This window comes from Nocardioides mangrovi (assembly GCF_020073815.1).
In the GTDB taxonomy this organism is placed as follows: Bacteria; Actinomycetota; Actinomycetes; order Propionibacteriales; family Nocardioidaceae; genus Nocardioides; species Nocardioides mangrovi.
The window spans coordinates 21,826-45,135 of the sequence record NZ_JAIQZJ010000006.1 but is presented as its reverse complement, the minus strand read 5'-3'; the positions used below and the strand labels follow the sequence as shown (position 1 = coordinate 45,135).

Below are 23,310 nucleotides of genomic sequence, written 5' to 3'. Positions count from 1 at the left end.
CTTGGAGCGGTGGTCGGAGGTGACGGAGGCCGGCTCAGACGAGCGGACGCACCCAGGTGGCGACGCCGGCGTCGAGGTGCAGCTCGCCGTCGGTCTGGGCGGCGGCCTCGGGGTCGTGGGTGGCCATCACGACGACGGCGCCGCGCTCGGCCTCGGCGCGCAGGGCGGCGACCATCCGCTCGCGGTTGGCGGCGTCGAGGTCGCTGGTCGGCTCGTCGGCGAGGAGCACCTCGGCGCGGGCCGCGAAGGCGCGGGCCAGGGCGACCCGCTGCTGCTGGCCGCCGGAGAGCTCCTCGATCAGGTGGTTGCCGCTCTCCTCGAGACCGACCAGCGTGAGCGCGTCGGCCGTACGTCGGGCCGCGTCGTCGGCCGGGACGCCGGCGGCGAGCTGCGGGACGATGATGTTCTCGGCCGCGGTCAGCGACGAGGCAAGGCCGTTGCCCTGGGGCACGACCACCACGCCGAGCGAGGCGGCGTGCTCGCGGTCGGTGACGGCGGCACCGCCGACCGACACCGATCCCCCGGCCGGGCGCAGCGCCGCTCCGAGCGCCCACAGCAGCGAGGACTTGCCGGCGCCGGACGGGCCGGACACGGCCAGCAGCTGACCGGGCCGCACGGCCAGGTCGAGCGGCTGCAGGGCGACGAGGTCGCCGTACGCCACGGACAGCCCGTGTGCGACGAGCTCAGGCACGGTGCCTCCCCTCCGAGGGCTGCTCGGAGGACTCCGGCAGCAGCAGGTAGTTGCCGTCCTCGAGGTGGAAGCGCACCAGCGTCCCGGGCAGGAGGTTCTCCCGGACGTGCCCGGGCAGCGGCAGGAAGCCGTCGGGCGTGACCACGGCGTACTCCTCGCCGCTGCGGCCCTCACCGCCGACCCGGCCGTCGCGGATCGTGATGGTGCGCGGCAGCGTGGCGGCCACGTCCGGGTCGTGGGTGACCAGCACGATCGTGGTCCCGAACTCCCGGTTGACCAGCGCCATCCGCTCCAGCACCAGGTCGCGTGCCTCGTGGTCGAGCTGGCTGGTCGGCTCGTCGGCGAGCAGCAGCCCCGGCGTGGTGGCCATCGACACCGCGAGCGCGGCGAGCTGCAGGTGGCCCGGGCTCAGCTCCGCCAGCGGCCGGTGGGCGTCGTCGCCGAGGCCGACGCCGGCGACGACCTCCTCCGGCGACGGCACGTCGCCCCGGACCACCCGCGCGGCGCCCTGGGCGAAGCGGACGTTCTCGATCGGCGTGAAGTAGGGCAGCAGGTTGCGGACCGCGCCCTGCAGCATCAGCGACACCTCGCGGGCGCGCAGCGCGTCGAGCTCGCGCGGCGTCGCGGACGACAGCTCGTGCGGGCCGACGAAGACCTTGCCCGCGCTCGGGCGGAAGAGCCCGGCGAGCAGCGAGAGGAGCGTCGACTTGCCGGACCCGGACGGACCGAGCAGCCCGACCATCTCCCCCGCCTCGATGTCGAGGTCGACGCCGGACAGCGCCGCGACCTCGTGGCCCTCGGACCGGTAGATGAGCACCAGCCCGCGGGTGCTCACGCGCATGCCCGTCACAGACCCGCCTCCCTCAGCCGGCGTACGTCGGACCGCGCGGCCAGCGCTCGACCGATGAGGACGCTGCCGACCCCGAGCACCACCAGCGCCGCGGCGACGGCGACCACGACGGCGACCCAGGCGGTGCTCAGGTCGAGCGTCGACACCTCGGGGTCGACGGCGAAGAGCGGCACCGTCGGCATCACCAGGTGGGCGCCCACCAGGCCGCAGACCGTGCCAGCGACGATGCCGAGGAGCACCGCCGGCAGCTGCGCGGCGACCGCCATCGCGCGGATCGACCGCGTCGGCACGCCGGTCATCCGCAGCGCCGCCAGGTCGCGCGCCCGGAGGCGCCAGCTGCTCGCCGCGCTCACGACCAGCACCAGCAGGGCGATCAGGATCGCCAGGGCGCCGACCAGCGCGGCGAGCTGGAGGCTCCACGCGGCCGCGGACGCGTCGTACCCGTCGCGCACGTCGGCCAGCGTCGTCGTCCGCTCGATCGACACGCCCCGGTCGTGCAGCGCCGACGTGACGGCGTCCAGGAGCCCGTCGTCGTCCGCGGCGAACCACACCTCGATCTGGTCCGTGGACGCCACCACCCGGCCACGCTGGAGCGTGTCGAGGTCCGCGACGTACGTCGGCCTGCCGGACGCCGGCACCCGGTCGAGCGTGCCGACCTGGACCGCCAGCTGCTTCTCGCCGTCGAGGCCGGTGATCTCGTAGTCCGTGCCGCTCGTCCCCGGCGGGAGGGAACCCGTCGTCAGCGTCGGCACCTCGGTCGGCAGCCATGCGTTCGGCATGGTCAGCAGCGACGCGCCCTGCCCGTCGACCTTCACGGTGAGCTGGTCCTCCGAGGTCGACGAGGGCTTCATCGACCCGCTGCTCGGGTCGTTCAGCGCCGTCCACCCCTCGGCCGGGCCGAGCGGGACCGCGTCCCCGGACGGCTCGACCTGCAGCGCACCGATCGTCACCGTCCCGCTGATGGTCGCGCCCGGGAGGCTGCTCACCCAGAGTCCGGTGATGGTGCAGCCGTCGGCGCAGGGCGCCGTGCCGCTCAGGTCAACGCGGTCGCTGGTCCCGTCGAAGCGGCCGAGGCTGGTGTGCAGGATCTCGCCCGACGGCGTGGCCAGGTCGAGGCCGAGGGTAACCGGGTAGGGCGTGCCGTCGACCCGGACCGAGGTCAGCGTGGCGCCGGTCGCCTCGGCGGTGAAGGTGCGACCGGTGAGCACCGTCGGGTCGACGTCCGGGCCGGCGAGCTGGGCCCAGTCGTCCTGGTCGGGCGCCCCGCCCGGGAAGAGCGCGACCGCGGTGAAGCCCTCGCGCAGCACGCCCAGCGTCTCGCCGGCGTTCTCGTCGGGCTGCGGCACCCGCACCACGGGCGTGACCTGGGTGCCGTCGGGGTCGACCTCGTCGAGCGCCGACCGGACGGCGGCGAGGTCGTTGCCCTGCACGTCGGCCACCAGCGGGGCACCCGCTGCCTGCTCGGCGGCGTCGGCGCGGTTGCGCTCGCCGATCAGCAGGGCGTCGGCGGAGAAGACCGCGAGCGCGGAGGCGAGGGTGACGATGGCGACGGTACGCCGGGTCGCCGGGCTGCGGGCGGCGTCGAGGATGCTGACGCCGAGGCGGAGCCGGCCGCGGCGCAGCTGCCTGCGGCCGAGCAGGCCGGCGGTCGGCGTGGTGAGGTGGGCGAGCAGCAGGCCGACCACGACCGCCAGGAGCGCCGGCGCGACCATCGCGACGGGGCCCTCGAGCCCGCCGGTCGCGAAGAGCACGACCACGGCACCGCAGCCCGCGACCACGACCGCGTCGACGGCGCCGAGCGCCCAGGTCGACTGGCGGGGCGGGACCCGGCGGAGCAGGTCGGAGACGGGTTCGCGCGCCACCCGCACGGAGGCGACCACGGTGATGCCGAGGAGCACGCCGGCGGCGAGCACCAGGGCGAGGACGACGGGCAGCCGCAGCTCGAGCGGTACGTCGCCCGGCAGCGCGACCGTGCGCGCGACCCAGGCGGCGACCACGGCCAGCACGAGCCCCGGCACCAGGCCGGCGAGCGTCACCGGCAGCAGCTCGGCGAGCAGCAGGCGGCGTGCGCCGCGGCGACCGCGACCGCGCAGGTGCGCGAGCGCCACCTCGGGGCGGCGCTGCTCGGTGACGGCCAGCAGCACCAGCCAGAGCACGACCACGGCGAGCAGACCGAGCTGCGCCATCAGCAGTGGCACGGTCACCCGCGACTGGTCGATCTGGTCGGAGACGTTGTCGGCGAGGTCCCCGATGCCGGTCGCGACCGACACGGGTGCCGCGCCGGGGGGTGTCGGGAGGCTGACCAGCTCATCCGCGACCGACCCGAGGTCGAGGACCTCGTCGACCCCGACCTGGTCGGCGTCGATGCGGTAGCCGGCCCACGACGACGTGACGGCGGCCGTCGCGCCCGAGCTGTTGAAGGTCTCCCGCGGGGTCAGCCAGACGTCGTGCTGGATGTGTCCGGGGCCGCCGGCTCCCTGGCTCAGGGTGCCGGAGGCGCCGGTGAGCAGCCGACCGATCCAGAAGTCGTCCGGCTCCTGGGTGTAGGTCCCGACGACGGTCAGGTGCACGGTCTTGGCGAGGACGGAGTTGCCGCGCTGGTAGAGCCGGCCGTTGACGCGGGTGGTCGCGCCGACCTCGAGGTCGAAGTTCTTGGCGTCCGCGGCGCTCACCAGGACCTCGCCGGCGGCGTCGGGGCACCGCCCGTCGGTGATCGTCACGTGGTCGCACTGGCCGTCGCGCCACAGCAGGGACCCGATCGGGTCCGAGGCCTGGCCCGGGATCACGTCGGCGTCCCCGCCGTACCCGAGGATCGGCGGCAGGAAGTCGCCGCGCACGTCCGCCGGCAGCCGGTCGGCGACCTGCTCCGGGGTGGGGATCGGGATCGTCGGGTCCTCGCTGTTGCTCGCCTCGAGCTGGACGGTCGAGGCGACCACGGGCGCGCCGTCGATCGTGGTGCGGGTCAGCGCCTGCTGCATGGCGCGGTCGTAGAGCGGCGCGAAGACCGCGCAGGCGGCGACCAGCGCGGCGAGCGCGACCAGGGCAAGGGCCTGTCCCGGCCGATAGCGCCACCGCGTCACGCAGCTCCCCCGTGCTCCCCGTGTCCCCCGAGGTACGCCGCGACCGCGGCGCCCATGGAGCCGAGATCGTAACCCCCCTCCTGGACGAGCACGCTCGGCAGGCCTCGCCCGCCCAGCACCCGCCCGGCGGCGGCGAAGCCGGCGTCGGTGACCTGGAGCGGGCTCTCCGGGTCGACGCCCGCGGCGTCGACCCCGAGCGAGACCACGAGGGCCGTGCAACCGGCGTCGGACACCCAGCCGGCGAGGTCCTCGACGGCGGCCACCCACGGCTCGTCGCCGGCGCCCTCGGCGAGCGGCAGGTTGCGCGTCGCCCCCTCCCCGGCGCCCCCGCCGACCTCGTCGGCGTGCCCGAAGACGTGCGGGAACCACCCGGCGCCCGGGTCGACGTGCAGCGACCCGTAGAGCACGTCGGCGCGCTCCCAGAAGACCGCCTGCGTGCCGTTGCCGTGGTGGGCGTCGACGTCGACCACCGCGACCCGCTCGTGCCCGGCGTCCCGCAGCGCCTCGGCCGCGACGGCGGCGTTGTTGAGGTAGCAGGAGCCGCCGTACCCGCGCGGCGTGACATGGTGCCCCGGCGGCCGGCACAGGGCATAGGCGGTGCGGGCGCCCTCGACCACGAGGTCGACGGCGGTGAGCGCCACGTCGACCGCGGCGCGGGCGGCGGCCCAGGTGCCGGGGCCGACCAGGGTCATCGTGTCGTAGCAGTGCTCGCCGGTCTGGGCGTGGAGGGCGGTCGCCGGGTGCGGCTCCATCCCGGCCAGCAGCGCGGGCGTCGGGAAGAAGTAGGGCACCACCCGGTCCTGGCCGACGAGCTCCTCGTAGGGGCCGGCCGCCCACGCGGCGGACGCGCCCTCGAGGAAGGCGAGCAGGTCGCCGTCGTGGACGACCTCGAGCAGCTCGTCGTCGTGCGGGACCGCCTCGTGCAGCGGGTGCTCGGCGAGCGCGGCCAGGATCGCGTCGACCCGCTCCGGCACCTCCGTGCCGACCGTCGGCACCCCGACCCACACCTCGTGCCGGGGCTGGTGCTCGCGGGTGACCGGTGACCAGACCACGGGGATGCGCACCTCGTCAGCATCCCACCCGGTGGACGCCGACTCGGGCAGGATGGCGGCATGCCGCGCGCGCGTGACCTCGGCGTCCGGATCGGGACGCTGCCGACCGGACCGACCAACTCCGTGCTCGACGTCGCCGGCGTCGGGCTCGGGCACACCACCATCCACCGCGACGACGCCCCTCCCGATGGACGGAGCATCGCCCGCACCGGCGTCTCCTGCCTGGTGCTCGCCGAGGACGCCTACCGCCGTCCGGTCCCGGCCGGCGGCGCGATCCTCAACGGCGCCGGCGAGTGCACCGGCTTCATCACCGCCGGCGAGTGGGGCGCGGCCGAGACGCCGGTCTACCTGACGTCGACTATGCAGCTCGGTCGCGTGTACGACGCGGCCTGCGAGATCGAGCTGTCCCGCGACCTCGGCGTCGCCGACGACGTGGTGATCCCCGTCGTCGGCGAGTGCGACGACTCCTTCCTCAGCGACTGCCGTCGGATGCACGTGACCGCCGACGACGTGCGGGCGGCGTACGACGCCGCGCTCGCCTCGCGCGGCGCCCCGACCCCGCCGGCCGAGGGTGCGGTCGGCGCCGGCACCGGCATGTCGTGCCTGGGCTTCAAGGGCGGCATCGGCACGGCCTCGCGGGTCGTGGGCGACCACACGGTGGCGGTGCTGCTGCTGACCAACTTCGGCGCGCGCGATGAGCTCGTGGTGGGCGGGGTGCCGGTCGGGCGCCTGCTGCCCGCCGCCCCGTCCGAGCCGGACAGGCCGGCGGGCTCCTGCATCGGCATCGTCGTCACCGACGCACCCGTCGACGCCGCGTCGTGCGCGCGGCTGGCCCGCCGGGTCGGCCTCGGGCTGGCGCGCGCCGGCTCGGTCGCCCACCACGGGAGCGGCGAGATCTTCCTGGCGTTCGGCACGGGGCTGCGGCTCGACCGCGACCAGGCCCCGGACCGGGTGCCGCTGTCCGGGCGCGGGATCGACCCCCTCTTCGCCGGCGTCGTCGAGGCGGCCGAGGAGGCGGTGCTCAACTCGATGTTCGGCGCCCCGACGACGGTCGGCCGGGACGGCCACACCAGCGAGTCGCTGCACTCCCCCGCCGTCCTGGAGCTCCTGTCGTGACCGGCACGACCGGGTCGACCGCCGAGGTCCGGATCCCGGTGCGCGACGGGGTCGAGCTCGCCGCGACGCTCTACCTCCCCGGCGGGGCCGACCCGCAGCCGTGCCTGCTCGAGGCGCTGCCCTACCGCAAGGACGACCTCACCTCGTCGTACGCCGTGGGCTACGAGGACCTGCGGGACCGCTTCGGGTACGCCGTGGCCCGAGTCGACGTGCGCGGCACCGGCTCGTCCTCGGGCGACGCGACCGACGAGTACCCGCCCGAGGAGCAGTCCGACCTGGTCGAGGTGATCGCCTGGCTGGCGGCGCAGGACTGGTGCACCGGACGGGTCGGCATGTTCGGCACGTCGTACTCCGGCTTCAACTCGCTCCAGATCGCCTGCGAGGACGCTCCCGAGCTGGGGGCCGTCTTCGCGATCTACTCCAGCGACGACCGGTGGACCGACGACGTGCACTGGCGGGGCGGCGCGCTGAAGCTCGTCGACCTCGTCGACTACAACCACTACATGACGCCGATGTGCGTGCTGCCGCCCGTGCCCGACGTGTGGGGGCCGGGGTGGCGCGAGGAGTGGGCGCGGCGGCTCGCGGTGAACGAGCCGTGGGTGCTGACCTGGCTGCGCGAGCGGGTGCACTCCGACTACTGGCGGGTGGGATCGGTGCGGCTCGACCCCTCGGGCCGCGGCTACGAGCGCCTCGACGTCCCGACGATGCTCGTGGCGGGCTGGGCCGACGGCTACCGCAACAACTCCTTCCGGACCGTCGCCGAGCTGGCGTCGTACGGCGTCCCGCACCGGCTGCTCGCCGGCCCCTGGGCGCACGCGGACCCGCGCACCGCGATGCCCGGGCCGCGGATCGACCTCGACGTGGAGATGGCGGCGTGGTTCGACCACTGGCTTCGACCCGGAGACTCGCCGACGTACGAGTCGCGGTGCGACGTCTTCGTCCGCACCTCGACCGTGCCGGAGCCGGACCTCGACCTGCACGAGGGCTACTGGGTGACGCTCCCGCCGGTGCCGCCGACCTCCCCGGTGGAGGTGCCGCTTGCCGGGCCGCGCGCGCTCGCGGTGGAGGCCGACACCGGCACCGCCGCGTGGATCGACTGCGCCGGCCACCTGCCGTGGGGGCAGTCCGGCGACCAGCGTCTGGACGATGCCCGGTCCCTGACCTGGGACGCCGAGCCTCCTGACGCGCCGGTCGTGGGGCAGCCGCGGGTGACGCTCGTGGTCAGCGCGTCGGCGCCCGCGGCCTCGCTGTCGGTGAAGCTCTGCGACGTCTTCCCCGACGGCACCTCGGCCCTGGTCTCCCGCGGCACGCTCGACCTCGCCTTCCGGTCCGGCGTCCACGGCACGCCGTCGCCGCTGGAGCCGGGGACGTCGTACGAGATCACCCTCGACCTCGACGCCTGCGCGTACGAGTGGACGCCCGGCAACACCCTGCGCGTCTCCGTCGCCGGCTCCGACTGGCCCAACACGATCGCTCCCCCGGCGCCGGTCGTGCTCACCGTCCACGACGGCTCGCTGACCCTGCCGGTGCTGCCGGGCTCGTGGCCCGCGCCCACCTTCACCCCGGGCGAGCCGCACTCCTCGGAGTCACCCGACGGCACGACGTGGGAGATCCGCGACGACGTCCTCCGCCGGACGACCTCCGCCCGCACCCACGTCGTCGCGGAGTACGACACGCCGTACGACGGCACCGCCCGCGAGGACTACCACGGCGAGGTCACCGTCGACCGGCGCACCCATCACCAGACCGCCCACGCCGTCACCACCTTCGACCTCACCTGGCCGGACGTCGACGTGCGGGTGCGGTCGGTGATGGACATCGGTATCTCCGGGGCGACGTACGACGTCCGCATCGAGACCGTCGCCACCCTCGACGACACCGAGGTCTCGCGGCGGACCTGGCAGGAGTCGATCCCGCGGCGGTAGGGGTCAGTCCACGTTGCGGGCGCTGGTGGACCGGCCGAGGCGGCGGACCTCCTCGTCCATCAGGGGCAGCCGGTCGGGCACCTGCTTGAGCGCGTCCCGCTCCCCGAGCGGGGAGTTGATGAGGTTAGGGGCCTGCGCGACCGCGGCGACCCAGCCCGGCACGTAGACGTGCCGCTTGCGGCCCGCGATGCCCTTGACGAAGGCGGCGCCGCAGCTCTCCACCGTGGCGGTGCGGTTGAGCGGCGGCGGCAGGTGGGCGACGGCGTCCGCGAACGTGCTCAGGTCCTCACGGGCGTCACGCACGAGCGGGGTGTCGACCCACGACATGTGCGCGCAGCCGACGTCGACGCCCAGATGACGGACCTCCAGCCGCAGCGCGTTGGCGAAGTGCTCGACCCCCGCCTTGCTGGCGTTGTACGCCGCCAGGCCGGGCATCGCGCCGAACGCCGCCATCGACGACACCACCAGCACGTAGCCCCGTCGCTCGATCACCGACGGCAGGCTCGCCCGCACCGTGTGGAAGACGCCCGTGATGTTGACGTCGATCACCCGCGCGAACGTCTCCGGGTCGACGCCGAGCACCGACCCGTAGCTGGCGATCCCCGCGTTGGCGACGACCACGTCGATGCCGCCGTACTGCTCGATGCCGGCGTCGACCGCCTGCCGCACCTCGGACAGCACGCGTACGTCGGCCCGCGCCGTGACCACCCCGTCGCCCAGCTCGACCGCCAGCTTCTCCAGCGGCTCGGTGTCGACGTCGACGAGCACCAGCCGCGCACCCTCGGCGTGGAGCTGTCGGGCGGTCTCGGCACCGATGCCCCGGGCCGCTCCGGTGATCAGGACGACCTTGCCGTGCAGCGTCGATGCCATGGCTCCTCCTCGGTCGACTCCCGCTCGACGCTAGCGCCCGGCGCTCCTGTCGAACAGTGCCCGGGTCCGTCGGTAGCGCCGGATTCGACGCCAGGCGTGCGGCCTGCAGCACGGCCGCGAGGGCGACGGCGGCGGCTATCCCGGTGGGCCAGTGCCGGGCCAGGATCGCGCCGACCGCGACCAGCAGGAAGACGAGCAGGAGGCTGCCGCGCACGATCCGGACGGCGAGGAACGTGCGGGCGATCCGGGCCGCCGTCTCGGGGGCCAGGTCGTCGGGGCTGCCGTGGGCGCGCCGCATCCCTCGATGGTGCCCTACCCGTCAGGCGGCGAGTGCGAGCTCGATCCGGTACGGCGTCCGGTAGAGCTCGACCGAGCGTGGGGGCGCGCCGGGGAGCCGGCGAGTGCCGGTGTGGTCGACGAGGTAGAAGGCGCCGAGGGGATCTCGCCAGACGTAGATACCCGGGAACGGTTGTCGGACCTGCCATCGGCCGTGCGTCTTGATGCGATGGTGGGTGGTGGTCATCGGGCCGTAGTTGCCGATGCCCGACTCCCCACCCTCGTCGTGAGGGACGGTGTGGTCGATCTGCATGGTTCGCGTGGTGCAGGAGGCGAAGGGGAAGGTGTCGGCCGGCGTCATCAGGTGCACGGCCCGGCGATGTCGGTCGGGGATCTCGTAGGCGTCGACCGGGGCCTGGCCGGCGAGGTCGAGGACCGGTCGGATCGTGAAGTGCGCCTGCGGACCGAGCACGGTGCGCACCCACTCCTCGGTGACCGGCTGGTGGCCCTCGACCCGGACGATGCCCTCGCGGTCGGGGCCGACGTAGGCATGCACGAAGAGCTGGACGTCCACGGACGCGTCGTCGCCGGCGAGGAGCGCGAGGGCTGCCTGCACGCGCCGATCGTCGTCCGGAATCGCGGGATCGAGGTCCGTGGCCTTCGCGGTGACGGCCGCGTCGATCGCGTCGATGGTCGCGATGTCGGCGCGGATCAGGAAGGAGGCCATGCCGTGCGCCTCGGTGCGCAGTGTCTTCGCGAAGCGCGCCGTGGCCGCCCGCAACTCGCGCTCGCGCGCCATTGCCGGAGCGGCCTGGGCGACCTTCGCGTCCACGAGCGCCTCGAACCGGGACCACGGGAGCCGCCCGTCGGCGGACTCGGCGACCGCCGCGTCGACGTACGCCGCCTCCTCGCGCGTCAGGTCGCGGGTGCGCGCCGTGACGTGGCGGGCGTACGACGCACGCACCTCGCCCGCCTCGACCCGCGCCCACAGGTGCGGGTGGCGGTGGTGGAGGTCCTGGGCGTCCGCCATCAGCCGCGCCGCGGCGTAGGGCGACCGGCCGATCCGGGCGCCCAGCTCGGCCGCCGCGAACTCGGCGACCTCGGGGACGCCGTCACCGCCCAGCCGGCGCGCCCGCTCACGACCTGGCAGGTCGGCGTTCGCCGGATCCAGCCGATCCGCGGAGTGCAGCACGGACCACTGGTAGGCCACGCGCAGCAGGTCGACCTCGGCCCGCCAGGCGGTCTCCGCGCAGCGGCCGGCCATGTCGAGGACCTCGTCCTCCGACAAGTCGTCCAGCTGATCCAGAATGGCCATGTCTCATGTTATCGAACATTTGTTCGATTCGTCAAGGGCCAACTTCCCTATCGTGGGCAGATGCCGACGATCGTCCTGCGCACCGAGCTGCCGGCCTCACCGCATCGGTGCTTCGAGCTGAGCCTGTCGGTCGACGCCCACACCGCGTCGATGGAGCGATCGAACGAGCGGATCGTCGGCGGCGTGACCTCGGGCGTGATGGGGCTCGACGACACGGTGACGTGGCGGGCGCGGCACTTCGGCATCCCGTTCACGATGACCTCCCGGATCACCGAGCTCACGGCGCCGACCCGGTTCGTCGACGAGCAGGTCTCCGGACCGTTCGGACGGTGGTGGCACGAGCACGTGTTCGAGGAGACGGCGGCCGGGACGCTGATGACGGACACCGTCGACTTCGCCTCCCCGCTCGGACCGCTCGGCCGCGCGGTCGACGCGGCGGTGCTGACCCGCTACCTGACCCGACTCCTGACGCAGCGCAACAGCTGGCTGGCCGACGCGCTCGCCTAGCTGAGGCGACCCGAGTTCTCCTCCGCCCGCCGCAGCAGCAGCGCCCGCTCGCTCTCGTTGCGCGTACGGCGCGCCGCCTCGGTGAACGCCTCGGCCGCCTCGGCGTGGTCGCCGGCCCGCTCCAGCAGGTCCCCGCGCACGCTCGGGACCAACGGCGAGTCGCCCAGGGCGTCCGGCGCGAGCGCCGACAGGACCTGCAGGCCCGCGAAGGACCCGAACGCCCGGCCGTGGGCCACGGCCCGGTTGACCTCGACGACCGGACCGGGGGCGGCGGAGGCGAGGACGTCGTACAGGGCGGCGATCCGGCGCCAGTTCGTGTCGTCGGCGCGGGCGGCGAGGGCGTGCTGGGCGGCGATCGACGCCTGGAGGAAGTAGCGGCCGACCGCGACCCCGGTCGCGGCGATCTCCTCCGCCCGCCCGAGCGCGGCGAGGCCGCGCCGGATCAGCAGGGGGTCCCAGCGGCGGCGGTCCTGCGCCTCCAGCAGGATGGGCTCACCGGACTCGGACAGCCGCGCGGCCATCCGCGAGCCCTGGATCTCCAGCAGCGCCTGCAGCCCGAGCACCTCGGGCTCGTCGGGAGCGAGGTCGGCGAGCATCCGTGCCAGCCGCATCCCCTCGACGGCGAGCTCGGGACGCATCCAGTCCGGGCCCGAGGTCGCGGCGTACCCCTCGTTGAAGATCAGGTAGATCACCGCCATCACGTCGTCGAGGCGCGCGACGCGCTCCGCACCCACCGGCAGCTCGAACTCCGCGCTCGCCTCGGCGAGCGTCCGCTTCGCGCGTGAGATCCGCTGGCCCATCGCGGACTCGGTGGTGAGGAACCCGCGGGCGATCTCGGCAGTGGTGAGCCCGCCGACCAGGCGCAGCGTCAGCGCCGCGCGCGACTCGGCGCTCAGCGACGGGTGGCAGGACAGGAAGATCAGCCGGAGGACGTCGTCCTCGATGTGGTCGACCTGGGCGTCGAGGTCGGGCATCGCCACCTCCTCCCCGGGTCCACCGCGCTCGTGCGCGAGCGCGGCGACCTTGCGGCGCAGCGTGTCGGCGCGCCGGAAGTGGTCGACACCGCGCCGCTTGGCGGTCGTCATCAGCCAGGCGCCGGGGTTGTCCGGTACGCCGGCGGTCGGCCACTGCTCGAGCGCGGCGACGAGCGCGTCCTGCGCGAGGTCCTCGGCGAGGTCGACGTCCCGGGTCATCCGGGTGAGGGCGCCGACGAGGCGGGCCGACTCGGCCCGCCACGCGGCGTGGACGGCCGCGGTGGGATCCGCGGCGCTGGTCTCGGCCGGCACGCAGCCAGCGTAGTGACCCGTCAGGCGGGGCTCACTCGCCCGGCGCCTCCGGGCCGGTGGAGATCTGGCGGATCGTCGAGATCACGGTGACCTCGGGCCAGTGCTTCGCGTGCAGCTCGGCGAACTCCTCCTGGTCGGCCACGGCCGACTCGAGGTCCGGGTACTCCATGATCGCCCAGCCGCCGACGACCTCCTTCGACTCGGCGTACGGGCCGTCGACCCGGCTGACCTCCCCGTTGCGGACCACGAAGTTGACGGCGTCCTCGGTGCCGTAGAGGCCACCGCCGTCGAGGAAGACCCCGGCCGCGGCCTGCTTCCCGATGTACTCGTCCATCGCGTCGAACAGCGCCTGCGGCGGCGTCCCGACGCCCTCGGCCATCCGCACGAATCCCATGAATCGCGGCATCTCGATCACTCCCTGTCTGGTTGCTGGTCGGGTTCTCGCACGTACGTCGAACGGCTTCAGGGTGTTTCGACATCGCCCGCGAATCTTTTTCAGCGTCCCAGATCGACGCTGACTGATCACGCCCGCGCAGGGCGGGTGCCGAGCCAGACCAGCAGGACGCCGACGAGCACGAAGGTCGGCTGCAACGGGCTGAGCTCGCGGATGACCAGGACCTGCACGACGATCCAGCCGACGAGGACCAGCCCGACCGCGACCGCGGCCCGACCGGTCCGCGGGTCACCCCGACGAGCGAGCAGGGCGAGCACCGCGTTCGGCACACCCACGACGAGCAGGAGCGCCGCGGCGCCGGCGACCGGGCTGCCGAACGGGAGCCGGTCCTCGACCTCCTCCGGCATCCCCAGCGTGCCGAGCGCCATCGCGACGGCTCCGGCCACGGCCGCGATCGCGGTCAGCCCCGCGACCAGGGTGATCCACACGCGAGCGCCCACCCGACCACGCTCGCGCGATCGTGGGTCGGTCCCCAGAGGCGTTGGTCCCGAGCCTCAGCCGACCGGGTCCCGGTGCCGGTAGTCGTGGACGGAGGCACCGACGTACGCCCGCGACACGAGCGCGACGAACCTCTCCACGGCGTCCTCGTTCGGCGAGAACGGGCCGGGGGCGAAGTGCGGCGACCCGAGGCCGCGCTGGACGGACTCGCAGGCCGCCCAGTCCTGCCGGTTGGTGAGGTCCCAGAACTCCACGGCGTACGTCGCGTCCGGCACCGTCCCGTCGGGGCGCGGCACGAGGTACCAGGAGCACTCGATCCAGGTACGGCCCGGCGCGAGCGGCACCAGGCGGTGCGTCATCACGTAGTCGGGATGTGCGGAGACGAGCAGGTTGGGCAGCAGGTGGACGTACTCCACCGCGGTCGGTGGGACGCCCGGGATCGGCAGCCCACCGGACTCCCCGGTCAGCGACATCGTCGCCATCCCGTCGCGCAGCACCATCGACCCGCCGACCCACGCGCCGGGCAGGTCGTAGTTGTCGCCGGACGTCGGCGGCGTGACCTGGCACAGCTCGGGGTGGATGAGCGGGCAGTGGTAGCACTCGTGGTAGTTCTCGGCGACGATCTTCCAGTTGGCCGCGATCTCGTAGGAGTGCCGGTCGGCGAGCACCAGCGAGCCCGGGTCGTACGGCGCGACGATGCCCGCGAGGTCGCCCAGCCAGGTCTCGAAGGGCACCACGTCGGGGTCGCCCAGCGGGCGCAGCGCGTGCCCGAAGACCCAGCCCTGCCAGACCGCGACCGGCAGCTCGACGAGCGAGTACGCCGCGGGCTCGAAGCCCGGCTCGCCCCGGTAGCCGGGGGCGGCCACCAGGTCGCCGGCGAGGTCGTAGGACCACGCGTGGTAGGGGCAGATGACCGACCTCCGCGCGGACGACTCGCCCTCGGGCAGGAGCTCGTGGGCCCGGTGCCGACAGGTGTTGGCGAACATCCTCACGGTCGACCCGTCGCGGGTCAGCAGCGCCGCGACGTCCCCGACCATGACCGCGCGCTGGGTGTCCGTGAGCAGCTCGTCGACCCGCCCGAGGCAGGTCCAGCCGCCGGCGAAGACGTGGCGGCGCTCCCAGGCGAGCACCTCCTCGGAGGTGTACGCCGCGGCCGGCAGCATCGCCGGGACCTTGCCGTCGCGGCGCCGTACCTCCTCCTGGAGCCGGGCCAGATCGCTCATCACAACCTCCTCCACCGTGGCTACACCAGCCAGTGTGCCGTGTACGCCGGGTCCGTGAGGGCCGGTCGGTCCAGCGCGAACGTCGGCGAGACCGAGAGCCGCTCCCCCGTCGCCAGGTCCGCGAGCAGCCGGCCGAAGGTCGGCGCGAACTTGAAGCCGTGCCCCGCGCCCAGCCCGACGACCAGCGACGGGTGGTCGGACACCCGGTCCATCACGAAGTCGCGGTCGGGGGTGAGCGTGTACTGGCAGCGCAGCGACCGCACCGGGCGGCCCGCGCCGGGCAGCATGCGGGCGACGTGGTCGGCCAGCAGCGCGAGCATCGCGTCGTCGGCGTCCGTGCCGCGCGCGTCGGGGTCGACGGCCGGCCCGCCGCAGTCCTGGGCGGCCTTCACCGTCGGCTCGCCGTAGCAGGGGAAGCCGTAGAACGACGGCTCGTCCATCCAGATCCAGAGCGGCATCCGGTCGGCGGTGAAGTCATCGGGCGTGGGCGGCGCGAAGTAGGTCGCCTGCTCCAGCGTCACCGTGAGCGGCAGCTCGTGGCCCAGCGGCGCGAGCAGGTGGTTGGTCCAGGCGTCCGCGCAGAGCACGACACTGCCGCAGGAGTACGTCGTGCCGTCGGCGAGGGTCACGCCGCGTCCGGTGACGGCGACGACCTCGGCGTGGTCGCGCAGGTCCGCGCCGTGCCCGCGGGCCAGCTGCTGCATCGCCGCGGTGCCGGGGCCGGCCGGCACGATCGCGGCACGCTCCTGGTAGAGCCCGACCGTGCCCTCGGGCAGCACGAACTGCGGCCAGCGCGACCCGATCGCCGCCACGTCGAGCAGCTCGAAGTCGATCCCGACCTCGGTCAGGGAGTCGGTGTAGTCGATCAGCGGGATGGCCGGGTCGGGCGGGAAGAGGTCGAGCCCACCGACCACGGTGACCAGGTCCTGACCGTGCTCGGCGGAGAGCTCCGCCCAGTCGGCGTAGGCGTCCTGGGTCAGCCGGACGTACTCCGGCGTGTGGTAGCTGTGCCGCAGGATCCGGCTGGTGTCGTGGCTCGCGCCGCGTCGGTGGCCGAGCTCGAAGCGCTCCAGCCCGAGCACCCGGACGCCGCGCCGCGCCAGCTGCCACGCGGTCGCCGACCCGAGCGCGCCGAGGCCCACCACGACGACGTCGTACGACTCACTCATCGCGGGCCTCGAGCCGCGGCAGCAGCCAGCGCCGGATGTCGGCGGAGTCGTCCTCCATCGGCGCGAACCAGCCGTGCGTGTAGGACCGCGACGACATGCCGCGCTGGACGGACTCGCAGATCGCCCAGTCCTGCTGGTTGACCAGGTCCCACAGGTCCCCCGCGTCGGACGGGTCGAACGCCGGGTCGCCGGCGGCAGCGGGGTGGAAGAGCAGCAGGCACTCGATGCGCGTGTGGTCGACGGACTGCGGCAGCAGCACGAACGCCGCGACGTGGTCGGCCGAGGCCGACAGCATCAGGTTGGGGTGGACCAGCTCGCCCTTGTGCCGCTCGCGCTCGGCGGCGTCGAGACCCGGGAGCGGGGCACGGTCCGTCGTCCCGGTCATCGTGAACGTCCACGCGCCCTCGCGGTGCGGCACGCCGTTGTCCCAGTCGATGTCGGTGCCGCCGCCACCGAAGGCGGGCACCAGCCGGGTGAGCTCGGGGTGCACGGGGCCGCAGTGGTAGCACTCGTTGTAGTTCTCCGCGACGACCTTGTAGTTGGCCGCGACCTCGTAGGTGAAGCGCAGCCCGGTGACCAGGTCGCCCATCGCGTAGTTGGCGAGCGTCCGGTCCGGTCGCGCCATCGCCTCGAGCAACGTGGTCGACGGCGTGCCGAGGTGGACGAAGACGAAGCCGGCCCAGGCGTCCACGGCGACCGGCTTCAGGGAGAAGGCCGGCCGCTCGTCGTCGGTCAGCGTCGCGTGCGGGGACCGCAGCAGCGAGCCGTCGAGCGCGTAGGTCCACGAGTGGTAGGGGCAGCGCAGCGAGCCCGCGGCCGTGCAGGTCGGCGCCGCGCCCGGGGCCGCCGCGAAGAGCTGGGAGCCGCGGTGGCGGCAGACGTTGTACGCCGCGTGCAGCACGCCGGCGCCGTCGCTCGTGATGATCACCGACTCCCCGACGACGTCGACCACGGCGACCCGGCCCGGCTCCCCCACTCCGAGGTCCGCGACGCGGCCGACGCAGAACCACTCGCCGTACAGGACCACGTCGCGCTCGCGGGCGAAGGCGTCCGGGTCGACGTACATCTCGCGGGGCAGCGCCGCCTGCAGCCCGCTCATACGGTGGCCTCCTGCGACTGGACCAGGTGGCAGGCGCACTGGTGGCCCTCGGCGGCCGGCAGGACCGTCAGCGGGAGCGTCCGGCAGGCGTCCTCGACGGCCGCGGCCGCACCCGACGCGAGCGCCGGGCAGCGCGGGTGGAAGCGGCAGCCGCCGGGGATCCGGGTCGGGTCCGGCACCTCGCCCTCGAGCACGACCGGCTCGAGCCGCTCGATCTCGGGGACCACGGAGAGCAGCGCGCGCGTGTAGGGGTGCTGCGGGTTGCCGAGCACCTCCTCGGTGGGTCCGGACTCGACGATCCGACCGAGGTACATGACCGCCGTACGGTCGGCGATGTTCCAGGCCAGCCCGAGGTCGTGGGTGACCACGAGGACGCCGAGGCCGAGCTCGGCGCGGAGCTTGAGCAGCAGCGCGAGGATCTCGCCGCGGATCGAGGCGTCCAGGCTGGAGACCGGCTCGTCGGCGACCAGCAGCTCCGGCTGCAGCGCGAGCGCGCCGGCGATGAGGACGCGCTGGCGCTGCCCGCCCGAGAGCTCGTGGGGGTAGCGCAGGAAGAGCCGCTCCGGCGGCCGCAGCCCGGCCGCGGACAGCGCGTCCGCGACCTGCTGCTCCTCGGTGCGGTCGCTGCGGTGGGCCAGGCCGTGCAGGCGCAGGCCTTCAGCGACGGAGTCGTAGACGGTGTGCCGCGGGTTCAGCGCGCCGGCCGGGTCCTGGAGGATCATCTGCACCCGGCGGCGGAAGGGCTTGAGGTCGCGGGTGCGGTAGCCCAGCGGGGTGCCGTCGACCGTCACGGTCCCGCGGGTCGGTCGCTGCAGCCCGGTCAGGGTGCGGGCGAGCGTGGTCTTGCCCGACCCCGACTCCCCCACCAGCGCGAGGATCTCGCCCGAGCGCAGCACCAGGTCGGCGCCGTCGAGCGCGATCGCGACGGGGCCGCCGCGCGAGGCGAACTCCACGGCGAGGTCGCGGGCCTCCAGGGTCAGCCCGGATCCGGGGGCGCTCATGACACCTCCACCCGGATGCAGGCGGCGTCGCGGCCGGGCCGCTTGGTCTCCAGGACCGGCTCGGCGGCGGTGCACTCGTCGGTGCCGATCGGGCAGCGCGGGTGGAAGGAGCAGCCCGGCGGCAGGTAGCGCGGATCGGGCGGGTCGCCGGCCAGCCCCGCCGGCGCGTAGCGCGCGGCCGGGTCGCCGACCCGCGGGAACGACGCGCCGAGGGCGGCCGTGTAGGGGTGCACCGGGTCGGTGAAGAGCTGCGCGGCCGGACCCTGCTCGACCACGCGGCCGCCGTACATGACGGCGATCCGGTCGCTGGTCTCGGCCAGGACGGAGAGGTCGTGGCTGATCAGCAGCATCCCGACGCCGAGCTCGCGGACCAGCGCCGAGAGCACGTCGAGCACCTGCGCCTGGACCATCACGTCCAACGCCGTGGTCGGCTCGTCGGCGACCACCAGGTCCGGGCGGCAGGCCAGCGCCATCGCGATCATCACCCGCTGCCGCTGCCCGCCGGACAGCTGGTGCGGGTAGGCCTTGGCCCGCGCCGCCGGCAGCCCGACCTGCTCGAGCAGGTCGCCGACCCGTCGCTCGACCTCGGCGTCGCCGACCCCCGGCTCGTGCAGCTGGATCGGCTCGGCGATCTGCTGACCGACCCGGCGTACGGCGTTGAGCGAGTGCAGCGCACCCTGGAAGACGATCGAGGCGCCCGCCCAGCGCAGCGCGCGCAGGTCGCCCCACCGCATCGTGACGACGTCCTCGCCGTCGACGAGGACGCGGCCGGTGACGGTCGCGGAGGCGGGCTGGAGCCGCAGGATCGTGCTGGCCAGCGTGGACTTGCCGCAGCCCGACTCCCCCGCGACGCCGACGACCTCGCCGCGGTCGACGGCGAGGGTGACGTCGCGGACGGCGGGCAGCGGGCCCTCCTCGGTGCGGTAGGTGACCGAGAGGTCCTCGATCCGGAGCAGGTCGGACATCAGCGCATCCCCCTCACCGCTCGCGCAGCCGCGGGTTGAGGACGGCCTCGAGCGCCTGCCCGACGAGCGTGAAGGACAGCACGACGAGCACGACGCAGACGCCGGGCGGCACGAAGAACCACCAGGAGCCGGTGGTGATGGCGCCGACGCTGTAGGCGTCGTCGAGCATCGAGCCCCACGAGACGCGGGTCGGGTCGCCGAGGCCGAGGAAGCTGAGCGTGGTCTCCGACAGGATCGCGACCGCGACGCAGAGCGTGGTGTTGGCGAAGACCAGCGGGATCACGTTGGGCAGCACGTGTCGCCGGATCAGGTGCCGGTGACCGGCGCCGAGGGCGCGCGAGCGCTCGAGGTAGGTGCGCTCCTTGATCGAGAGCACCTGGGCGCGGATCAGCAGTGCCGTGCCCGGCCACGACGTCACGCCGATGACGATGACGATGTTGAGCAGTGACCGGCCGAGCACCGTCGCGAGCACGATCGCCAGCGGCAGGAACGGGATCGCCAGGAACCACTCGGTGAGCCGGAAGAGCGCCCCGCCCGAGAAGCCGCCGAAGTAGCCGGACGTCAGGCCGACCACGGTCCCGATCAGCATCGAGATCAGCGTCGCCATCAGGCCGACGAAGAGCGAGATCCGCGAGCCCCAGATCAGCAGCGTGAGCACGGACCGGCCGTTGTCGTCGGTGCCGAGCCAGTACGACGAGGAGGGCGGCTCGAGCACGCCGCCGGTCGCCTTGGTGACCTCGAGCCCGGACTGGTCGGCCAGCAGCGGGGCGGCCAGTGCGATCGCGACGAAGAGCACCAGGATCACCAGTCCGACCATGCCGGCCCGGTTGCCGCGGAACTCCCGCCAGCCGCGCGCCCACGCCGCCCGCCGGCGACGCCGGGTCAGCTGCCGCGAGGTGAGGGCCGGCGCCGTCGTGCTCATGTCCGCACCCGCGGGTCGAGGAAGCCGTAGAGCAGGTTGGCCGCCAGGTTGGCCAGGATGACGCCGGCCGAGGACAGCAGGAAGATGCCCTGGAGCAGCCAGTAGTCGGGCACCGCGAGCGCCTCGGTGGTCAGCAGGCCGAGGCCCGGGATCGAGAAGATCGTCTCGATCGTGATCGCGCCGGCGACCACGAAGCCGAAGTTGAGAGCGACCACGGTCGTCGTGGGCAGCAGCGCGTTGGGGACGCCGTGCCGGTTGCGCACCTTGATGTCGCGCAGGCCCTTGGCCCGCGCGGTCGTGAGGTAGTCGGACCCGTGCTCGTCGACCAGGGACCCGCGCATGATCAGCGCGTAGTCGGCGAGGTAGGCCAGGGTCAGGGTGATCACCGGCAGGGTGAGGTGCCAGGCGGTGTCGAGCACGTAGCCGACGGTCCCCGGATCGGCGTCGACCGAGTGCAGGCCGCCGGTCGGGAAGATGCCGGGCAGCGGGCCGATGCCGACCGCGAAGGCCGCGATCAGCAGCAGGCCGAGCCACCACTCCGGCATGGAGTAGAGCGTGAGCGACGTACCGGTGGAGAAGCGGTCGAAGCGCGAGCCGCGGTCCCAGCCGGCGCGGATCCCGATCCAGATGCCGAAGACCGCCGCGAGGATCGTCGACGACCCGACCAGCAGCAGCGTGGGCCAGAGCCGGTCGACCAGGATCTCGGAGACGTTCTGGTGGTAGAGGATCGAGTAGCCCAGGTCGCCGTGGACGATGTTCTTCAGGAACGTCACGAACTGCTCGCCCAGCGGCTGGTCCAGCCCGTAGGTCCTCCGGAACTCCTCGAGCTGCTCCGGGGTGCTGAGCCGGCCGCGGCCCAGCGTGCGCGCCGGGTCGCCGGGCAGCACCCGGAAGAGGAAGAAGTTGACGACCAGCATGAAGACCAGGCTGCCGAGGGCGCCCAGCACCTTGCCCCCGGCGTACCGGCCGTAGCCCGACCAGCGGCGCCGGTTGCTCCCGGCCTCCGCCGCGACGGCGGCCGGGTCCGCGACGACGACGCTCACCCGCGGCTCACTCGCGGTCCGCCGCGGTGCCGCGTCGCCGCAGCCCGAGGACCATCCCGAGCCCCAGCAGGACCACCACGGCCACGCCGACCCCGATCACGGCGCCGGTGCCCATCCCGCCGTCGTCGCCCGAGCCCGACGTCGCCGCGGTCGCGCTCGTGTCGCCGCCGCAGTCGCCCGCCTCGGACGCCGGTCGCACGCTGAGGTAGCTGGCGGTCCCGGACTGGAAGAGCCAGACACCGCCCGGGTCGGGCTGCGGCACGAAGCAGGCGAAGCGGTCGCTGCGGTAGGCCTCGCCGATGGTGTCGTACGCCGTGACGAGGTAGGGCGCGTCCTCGTAGATCATCTGCTGCATCTGGTGGACCATCTCGACGCGCTTGTCCTGGTCCATCTCGACGGCCTGCTTCTCGTAGAGCGCGTCGTACTTCTTGTTGCAGTACCAGGAGTCCGACCACGACCCGAGCTGGCCGCAGGTCAGGTAGTCGAGCATCGTGGTCGGATCGGGGTCGACGTACCAGCCCCACTCGAAGGCGTCGAACGTGCCGTCGAGGATGATGTTGGTCAGCTTGTTGGACTCCACGCTGATCACGTCGGCCTTGATGCCGATGTCGGCGAGCCACTCCTTGAAGTAGTTCATCGTGTCCAGCGAGGTCGGCGACTCCGAGCGCGCGTAGAGCCGCAGGGTGCCGATCGGCGAGCCGTCGGGCATCGTGCGCAGACCGTCGGAGCCGACCGTGTAGCCGGCCTCGTCGAGAAGCTGCCCGGCCTTGTCGGGGTCGTAGCTGTAGGCCTCGTCGGCCGGCGGGTCCCAGCGCCAGGTGCTGAACGCCGGCGGGATGATCACCGACCCGGGCACGCCGGCGCCCTGGTAGACCTTGTCGATGATCTGCTGGGTGTCGATCGCGTAGCCGAGCGCGTGCCGGAAGGCGGCGTCCTGCAGCGCCGGGTTGCCGTCGCCGATCGGGTCACCGGTCTTGGTGTCGACGGCGCCGGTGTTGAAGCCGATCTCGTCGAAGCTCGGGGCGTTGCCGGACTGCGCGGTGATGTCGTCGTGGCTCTCGAGCGACTTGACGTGGAGCGCGTTGATGTCGTCGATGAAGTCGACCTCGCCCTTGATCAGGGCCTGCACCATCGGGTCCTTGCTCTTGTAGACCTGGAAGACGATCCGGTCCACGTGCGGCGCACCCTGCCAGTAGTCCGGGTTGGCCTCGAAGACGTACGTCGACGCGCCCGCGCTGCCCTCGACGAGCCGGAACGGACCCGAGCCCACGACCGGCTGGCCGTCGGACGGCTCGTTCTTGTAGGTCTTCACCTCGTCCTCGGGCACGTCCTTCCAGATGTGCTCGGGGATGATCGGGATCGGCAGCAGGGGCAGGCTGGAGTTGGGCTTCTTGAGCGTCAGGACGAGCGTCGTGTCGTCGGTCGCCTCGGCCTTGGTGACCTGGTTGAGGTAGGCGCCCCACGTGGCCGCCTCCGGCCCGCCGTCGATGATCCGGCTGTAGGTGTAGGCGACGTCCTCGGCGGTCAGCGGCTCGCCGTCGGACCAGGTCGCCTTGTCGGTCAGGTGGAAGGTCCAGGTGAGCCCGTCGTCGGAGGTGTCCCAGCTGGTCGCCAGGGACGGCTCCGGCGAGAGGTCCTTCGTCGAGTAGGTGATGAGGTAGTCGTAGGTCAGCTGCCACATCTCGAAGGACGTCGCCTCGATGCCGACGAACGGGTTGAGGGAGTCGGCGTCGTTGGTCATGCCGATGGTGAGCGTCACGGGGTCGTCCGCGGCCGCCGTGGCGGGTCCAGCGGAGCCGAGCGCGAGCCCGGGTGTCAGCGCCGCCAGCAGCAGCGCGGCAGCCGCCAGCAGTCGGGTCCGTCGGTTACCTCGTCCGCTCATCGGAGCTCCCACCCGCTCGTGGCATCTGTTGCAGGTGTTCCTACTACAGAGAAGCGCGGATCGGGAGGGTCTGGGCCGATTCGATCGGGGAAATCCACGGCATTGAAACCAATCCGAAACAGGATCCGACGTGATCGGGCCGTTCG

The 23,310-nt window shown here is 73.4% G+C and carries 20 protein-coding genes; 3 read left to right on the top strand and 17 right to left on the bottom strand.

Annotated features, from left to right (window positions below; all coding sequences use genetic code 11):
- Nucleotides 1–34: 34 nt before the first annotated feature.
- Genes K8U61_RS11100 through K8U61_RS11085 form a run of 4 tightly spaced genes read right to left on the bottom strand, consistent with a single transcriptional unit; the run spans nucleotide 35 to nucleotide 5,685 of the window.
- A complete protein-coding gene (locus K8U61_RS11100) occupies nucleotides 35–691 on the bottom strand; it encodes an ATP-binding cassette domain-containing protein (RefSeq protein WP_224123083.1) in 657 nt (218 codons plus the stop codon).
- Entirely contained in the window at nucleotides 684–1,532 is an 849-nt protein-coding gene (locus tag K8U61_RS11095; protein ID WP_224123082.1) for an ABC transporter ATP-binding protein, read from the bottom strand. The genes K8U61_RS11100 and K8U61_RS11095 overlap by 8 nt, the downstream gene beginning before the upstream one ends.
- A 5-nt stretch (nucleotides 1,533–1,537) precedes the next feature.
- On the bottom strand, nucleotides 1,538–4,621 hold the full coding sequence (locus K8U61_RS11090) for an FtsX-like permease family protein (RefSeq protein WP_224123081.1): 3,084 nt from the start codon (nucleotides 4,619–4,621) through the stop codon (nucleotides 1,538–1,540).
- Nucleotides 4,618–5,685, bottom strand: a complete 1,068-nt coding sequence (locus K8U61_RS11085) for an arginase family protein (RefSeq protein ID WP_224123080.1) — start codon at nucleotides 5,683–5,685, stop codon at nucleotides 4,618–4,620. Before K8U61_RS11085 ends, K8U61_RS11090 begins: the two co-directional genes overlap by 4 nt.
- Before the next feature lie 48 nt (nucleotides 5,686–5,733).
- Between K8U61_RS11085 and K8U61_RS11080 the strand changes: the two genes are divergently transcribed.
- Nucleotides 5,734–6,789: a P1 family peptidase gene (locus K8U61_RS11080; RefSeq protein ID WP_224123079.1), complete on the top strand. Its 1,056-nt coding sequence runs from the start codon at nucleotides 5,734–5,736 to the stop codon at nucleotides 6,787–6,789.
- Nucleotides 6,786–8,714: a CocE/NonD family hydrolase gene (locus tag K8U61_RS11075; protein ID WP_224123078.1), complete on the top strand. Its 1,929-nt coding sequence runs from the start codon at nucleotides 6,786–6,788 to the stop codon at nucleotides 8,712–8,714. The genes K8U61_RS11080 and K8U61_RS11075 overlap by 4 nt, the downstream gene beginning before the upstream one ends.
- Nucleotides 8,715–8,717: 3 nt before the next feature.
- Here K8U61_RS11075 and K8U61_RS11070 read toward each other — a convergent pair whose 3' ends face one another.
- Nucleotides 8,718–9,584 (bottom strand): SDR family oxidoreductase, encoded by an 867-nt coding sequence (locus K8U61_RS11070; RefSeq protein ID WP_224123077.1) that lies wholly within the window; start codon nucleotides 9,582–9,584, stop codon nucleotides 8,718–8,720.
- 319 nt (nucleotides 9,585–9,903) lie between these two features.
- Nucleotides 9,904–11,175, bottom strand: coding sequence for a 13E12 repeat family protein (locus K8U61_RS11065; protein ID WP_224123076.1), 1,272 nt, complete (start codon nucleotides 11,173–11,175; stop codon nucleotides 9,904–9,906).
- 60 nt (nucleotides 11,176–11,235) lie between these two features.
- Between K8U61_RS11065 and K8U61_RS11060 the strand changes: the two genes are divergently transcribed.
- Nucleotides 11,236–11,682, top strand: coding sequence for an SRPBCC family protein (locus tag K8U61_RS11060; RefSeq protein ID WP_224123075.1), 447 nt, complete (start codon nucleotides 11,236–11,238; stop codon nucleotides 11,680–11,682).
- Here the strand turns inward: K8U61_RS11060 and K8U61_RS11055 are convergent.
- The 11 genes from K8U61_RS11055 to K8U61_RS11005 all read right to left on the bottom strand — a co-directional run bounded on the left by K8U61_RS11055 (nucleotide 11,679) and on the right by K8U61_RS11005 (nucleotide 23,164).
- Entirely contained in the window at nucleotides 11,679–12,968 is a 1,290-nt protein-coding gene (locus K8U61_RS11055) for an RNA polymerase sigma factor (protein ID WP_224123074.1), read from the bottom strand. The two genes, K8U61_RS11060 and K8U61_RS11055, sit on opposite strands and share 4 nt — an antisense overlap.
- Nucleotides 12,969–12,999: 31 nt before the next feature.
- Entirely contained in the window at nucleotides 13,000–13,362 is a 363-nt protein-coding gene (locus K8U61_RS11050) for a YciI family protein (RefSeq protein ID WP_224123073.1), read from the bottom strand.
- Nucleotides 13,363–13,490: 128 nt separating this feature from the next.
- A complete protein-coding gene (locus K8U61_RS11045; protein ID WP_224123072.1) occupies nucleotides 13,491–13,862 on the bottom strand; it encodes a hypothetical protein in 372 nt (123 codons plus the stop codon).
- Nucleotides 13,863–13,916: 54 nt separating this feature from the next.
- Nucleotides 13,917–15,083: an aromatic ring-hydroxylating oxygenase subunit alpha gene (locus tag K8U61_RS11040; protein ID WP_224123071.1), complete on the bottom strand. Its 1,167-nt coding sequence runs from the start codon at nucleotides 15,081–15,083 to the stop codon at nucleotides 13,917–13,919.
- 20 nt (nucleotides 15,084–15,103) lie between these two features.
- Nucleotides 15,104–16,252 carry an N-methyl-L-tryptophan oxidase gene (solA, locus tag K8U61_RS11035; RefSeq protein WP_224123070.1) on the bottom strand — a complete coding sequence of 383 codons (1,149 nt, stop codon included), beginning with the start codon at nucleotides 16,250–16,252 and terminating at the stop codon, nucleotides 15,104–15,106.
- Complete coding sequence (locus tag K8U61_RS11030) at nucleotides 16,245–17,351, bottom strand: aromatic ring-hydroxylating oxygenase subunit alpha (protein ID WP_224123069.1); 1,107 nt, start codon at nucleotides 17,349–17,351, stop codon at nucleotides 16,245–16,247. The genes solA and K8U61_RS11030 overlap by 8 nt, the downstream gene beginning before the upstream one ends.
- Nucleotides 17,348–18,352, bottom strand: a complete 1,005-nt coding sequence (locus K8U61_RS11025) for an ABC transporter ATP-binding protein (protein ID WP_224123068.1) — start codon at nucleotides 18,350–18,352, stop codon at nucleotides 17,348–17,350. The genes K8U61_RS11030 and K8U61_RS11025 overlap by 4 nt, the downstream gene beginning before the upstream one ends.
- Complete coding sequence (locus K8U61_RS11020) at nucleotides 18,349–19,317, bottom strand: ABC transporter ATP-binding protein (RefSeq protein WP_224123067.1); 969 nt, start codon at nucleotides 19,315–19,317, stop codon at nucleotides 18,349–18,351. The genes K8U61_RS11025 and K8U61_RS11020 overlap by 4 nt, the downstream gene beginning before the upstream one ends.
- Nucleotides 19,318–19,330: 13 nt before the next feature.
- Entirely contained in the window at nucleotides 19,331–20,239 is a 909-nt protein-coding gene (locus tag K8U61_RS11015; RefSeq protein WP_224123066.1) for an ABC transporter permease, read from the bottom strand.
- Nucleotides 20,236–21,282 (bottom strand): ABC transporter permease, encoded by a 1,047-nt coding sequence (locus K8U61_RS11010; protein ID WP_224123065.1) that lies wholly within the window; start codon nucleotides 21,280–21,282, stop codon nucleotides 20,236–20,238. Before K8U61_RS11010 ends, K8U61_RS11015 begins: the two co-directional genes overlap by 4 nt.
- A gap of 7 nt (nucleotides 21,283–21,289) precedes the next feature.
- Entirely contained in the window at nucleotides 21,290–23,164 is a 1,875-nt protein-coding gene (locus K8U61_RS11005) for an ABC transporter substrate-binding protein (protein ID WP_224123064.1), read from the bottom strand.
- Between the last annotated feature and the right edge of the window lie 146 nt (nucleotides 23,165–23,310).

Coding starts and splice junctions, on each gene's coding strand:
- K8U61_RS11095 (WP_224123082.1), bottom strand. CDS start 1,532: ATGCGCGTGAGCACCCGCGGGCTGGTGCTCATCTACCGGTCCGAGGGC.
- K8U61_RS11080 (WP_224123079.1), top strand. CDS start 5,734: ATGCCGCGCGCGCGTGACCTCGGCGTCCGGATCGGGACGCTGCCGACC.
- K8U61_RS11070 (WP_224123077.1), bottom strand. CDS start 9,584: ATGGCATCGACGCTGCACGGCAAGGTCGTCCTGATCACCGGAGCGGCC.
- K8U61_RS11065 (WP_224123076.1), bottom strand. CDS start 11,175: ATGGCCATTCTGGATCAGCTGGACGACTTGTCGGAGGACGAGGTCCTC.
- K8U61_RS11060 (WP_224123075.1), top strand. CDS start 11,236: ATGCCGACGATCGTCCTGCGCACCGAGCTGCCGGCCTCACCGCATCGG.
- K8U61_RS11050 (WP_224123073.1), bottom strand. CDS start 13,362: ATGGGATTCGTGCGGATGGCCGAGGGCGTCGGGACGCCGCCGCAGGCG.
- K8U61_RS11040 (WP_224123071.1), bottom strand. CDS start 15,083: ATGAGCGATCTGGCCCGGCTCCAGGAGGAGGTACGGCGCCGCGACGGC.
- solA (WP_224123070.1), bottom strand. CDS start 16,252: ATGAGTGAGTCGTACGACGTCGTCGTGGTGGGCCTCGGCGCGCTCGGG.
- K8U61_RS11030 (WP_224123069.1), bottom strand. CDS start 17,351: ATGAGCGGGCTGCAGGCGGCGCTGCCCCGCGAGATGTACGTCGACCCG.
- K8U61_RS11025 (WP_224123068.1), bottom strand. CDS start 18,352: ATGAGCGCCCCCGGATCCGGGCTGACCCTGGAGGCCCGCGACCTCGCC.
- K8U61_RS11020 (WP_224123067.1), bottom strand. CDS start 19,317: ATGTCCGACCTGCTCCGGATCGAGGACCTCTCGGTCACCTACCGCACC.
- K8U61_RS11015 (WP_224123066.1), bottom strand. CDS start 20,239: ATGAGCACGACGGCGCCGGCCCTCACCTCGCGGCAGCTGACCCGGCGT.
- K8U61_RS11005 (WP_224123064.1), bottom strand. CDS start 23,164: ATGAGCGGACGAGGTAACCGACGGACCCGACTGCTGGCGGCTGCCGCG.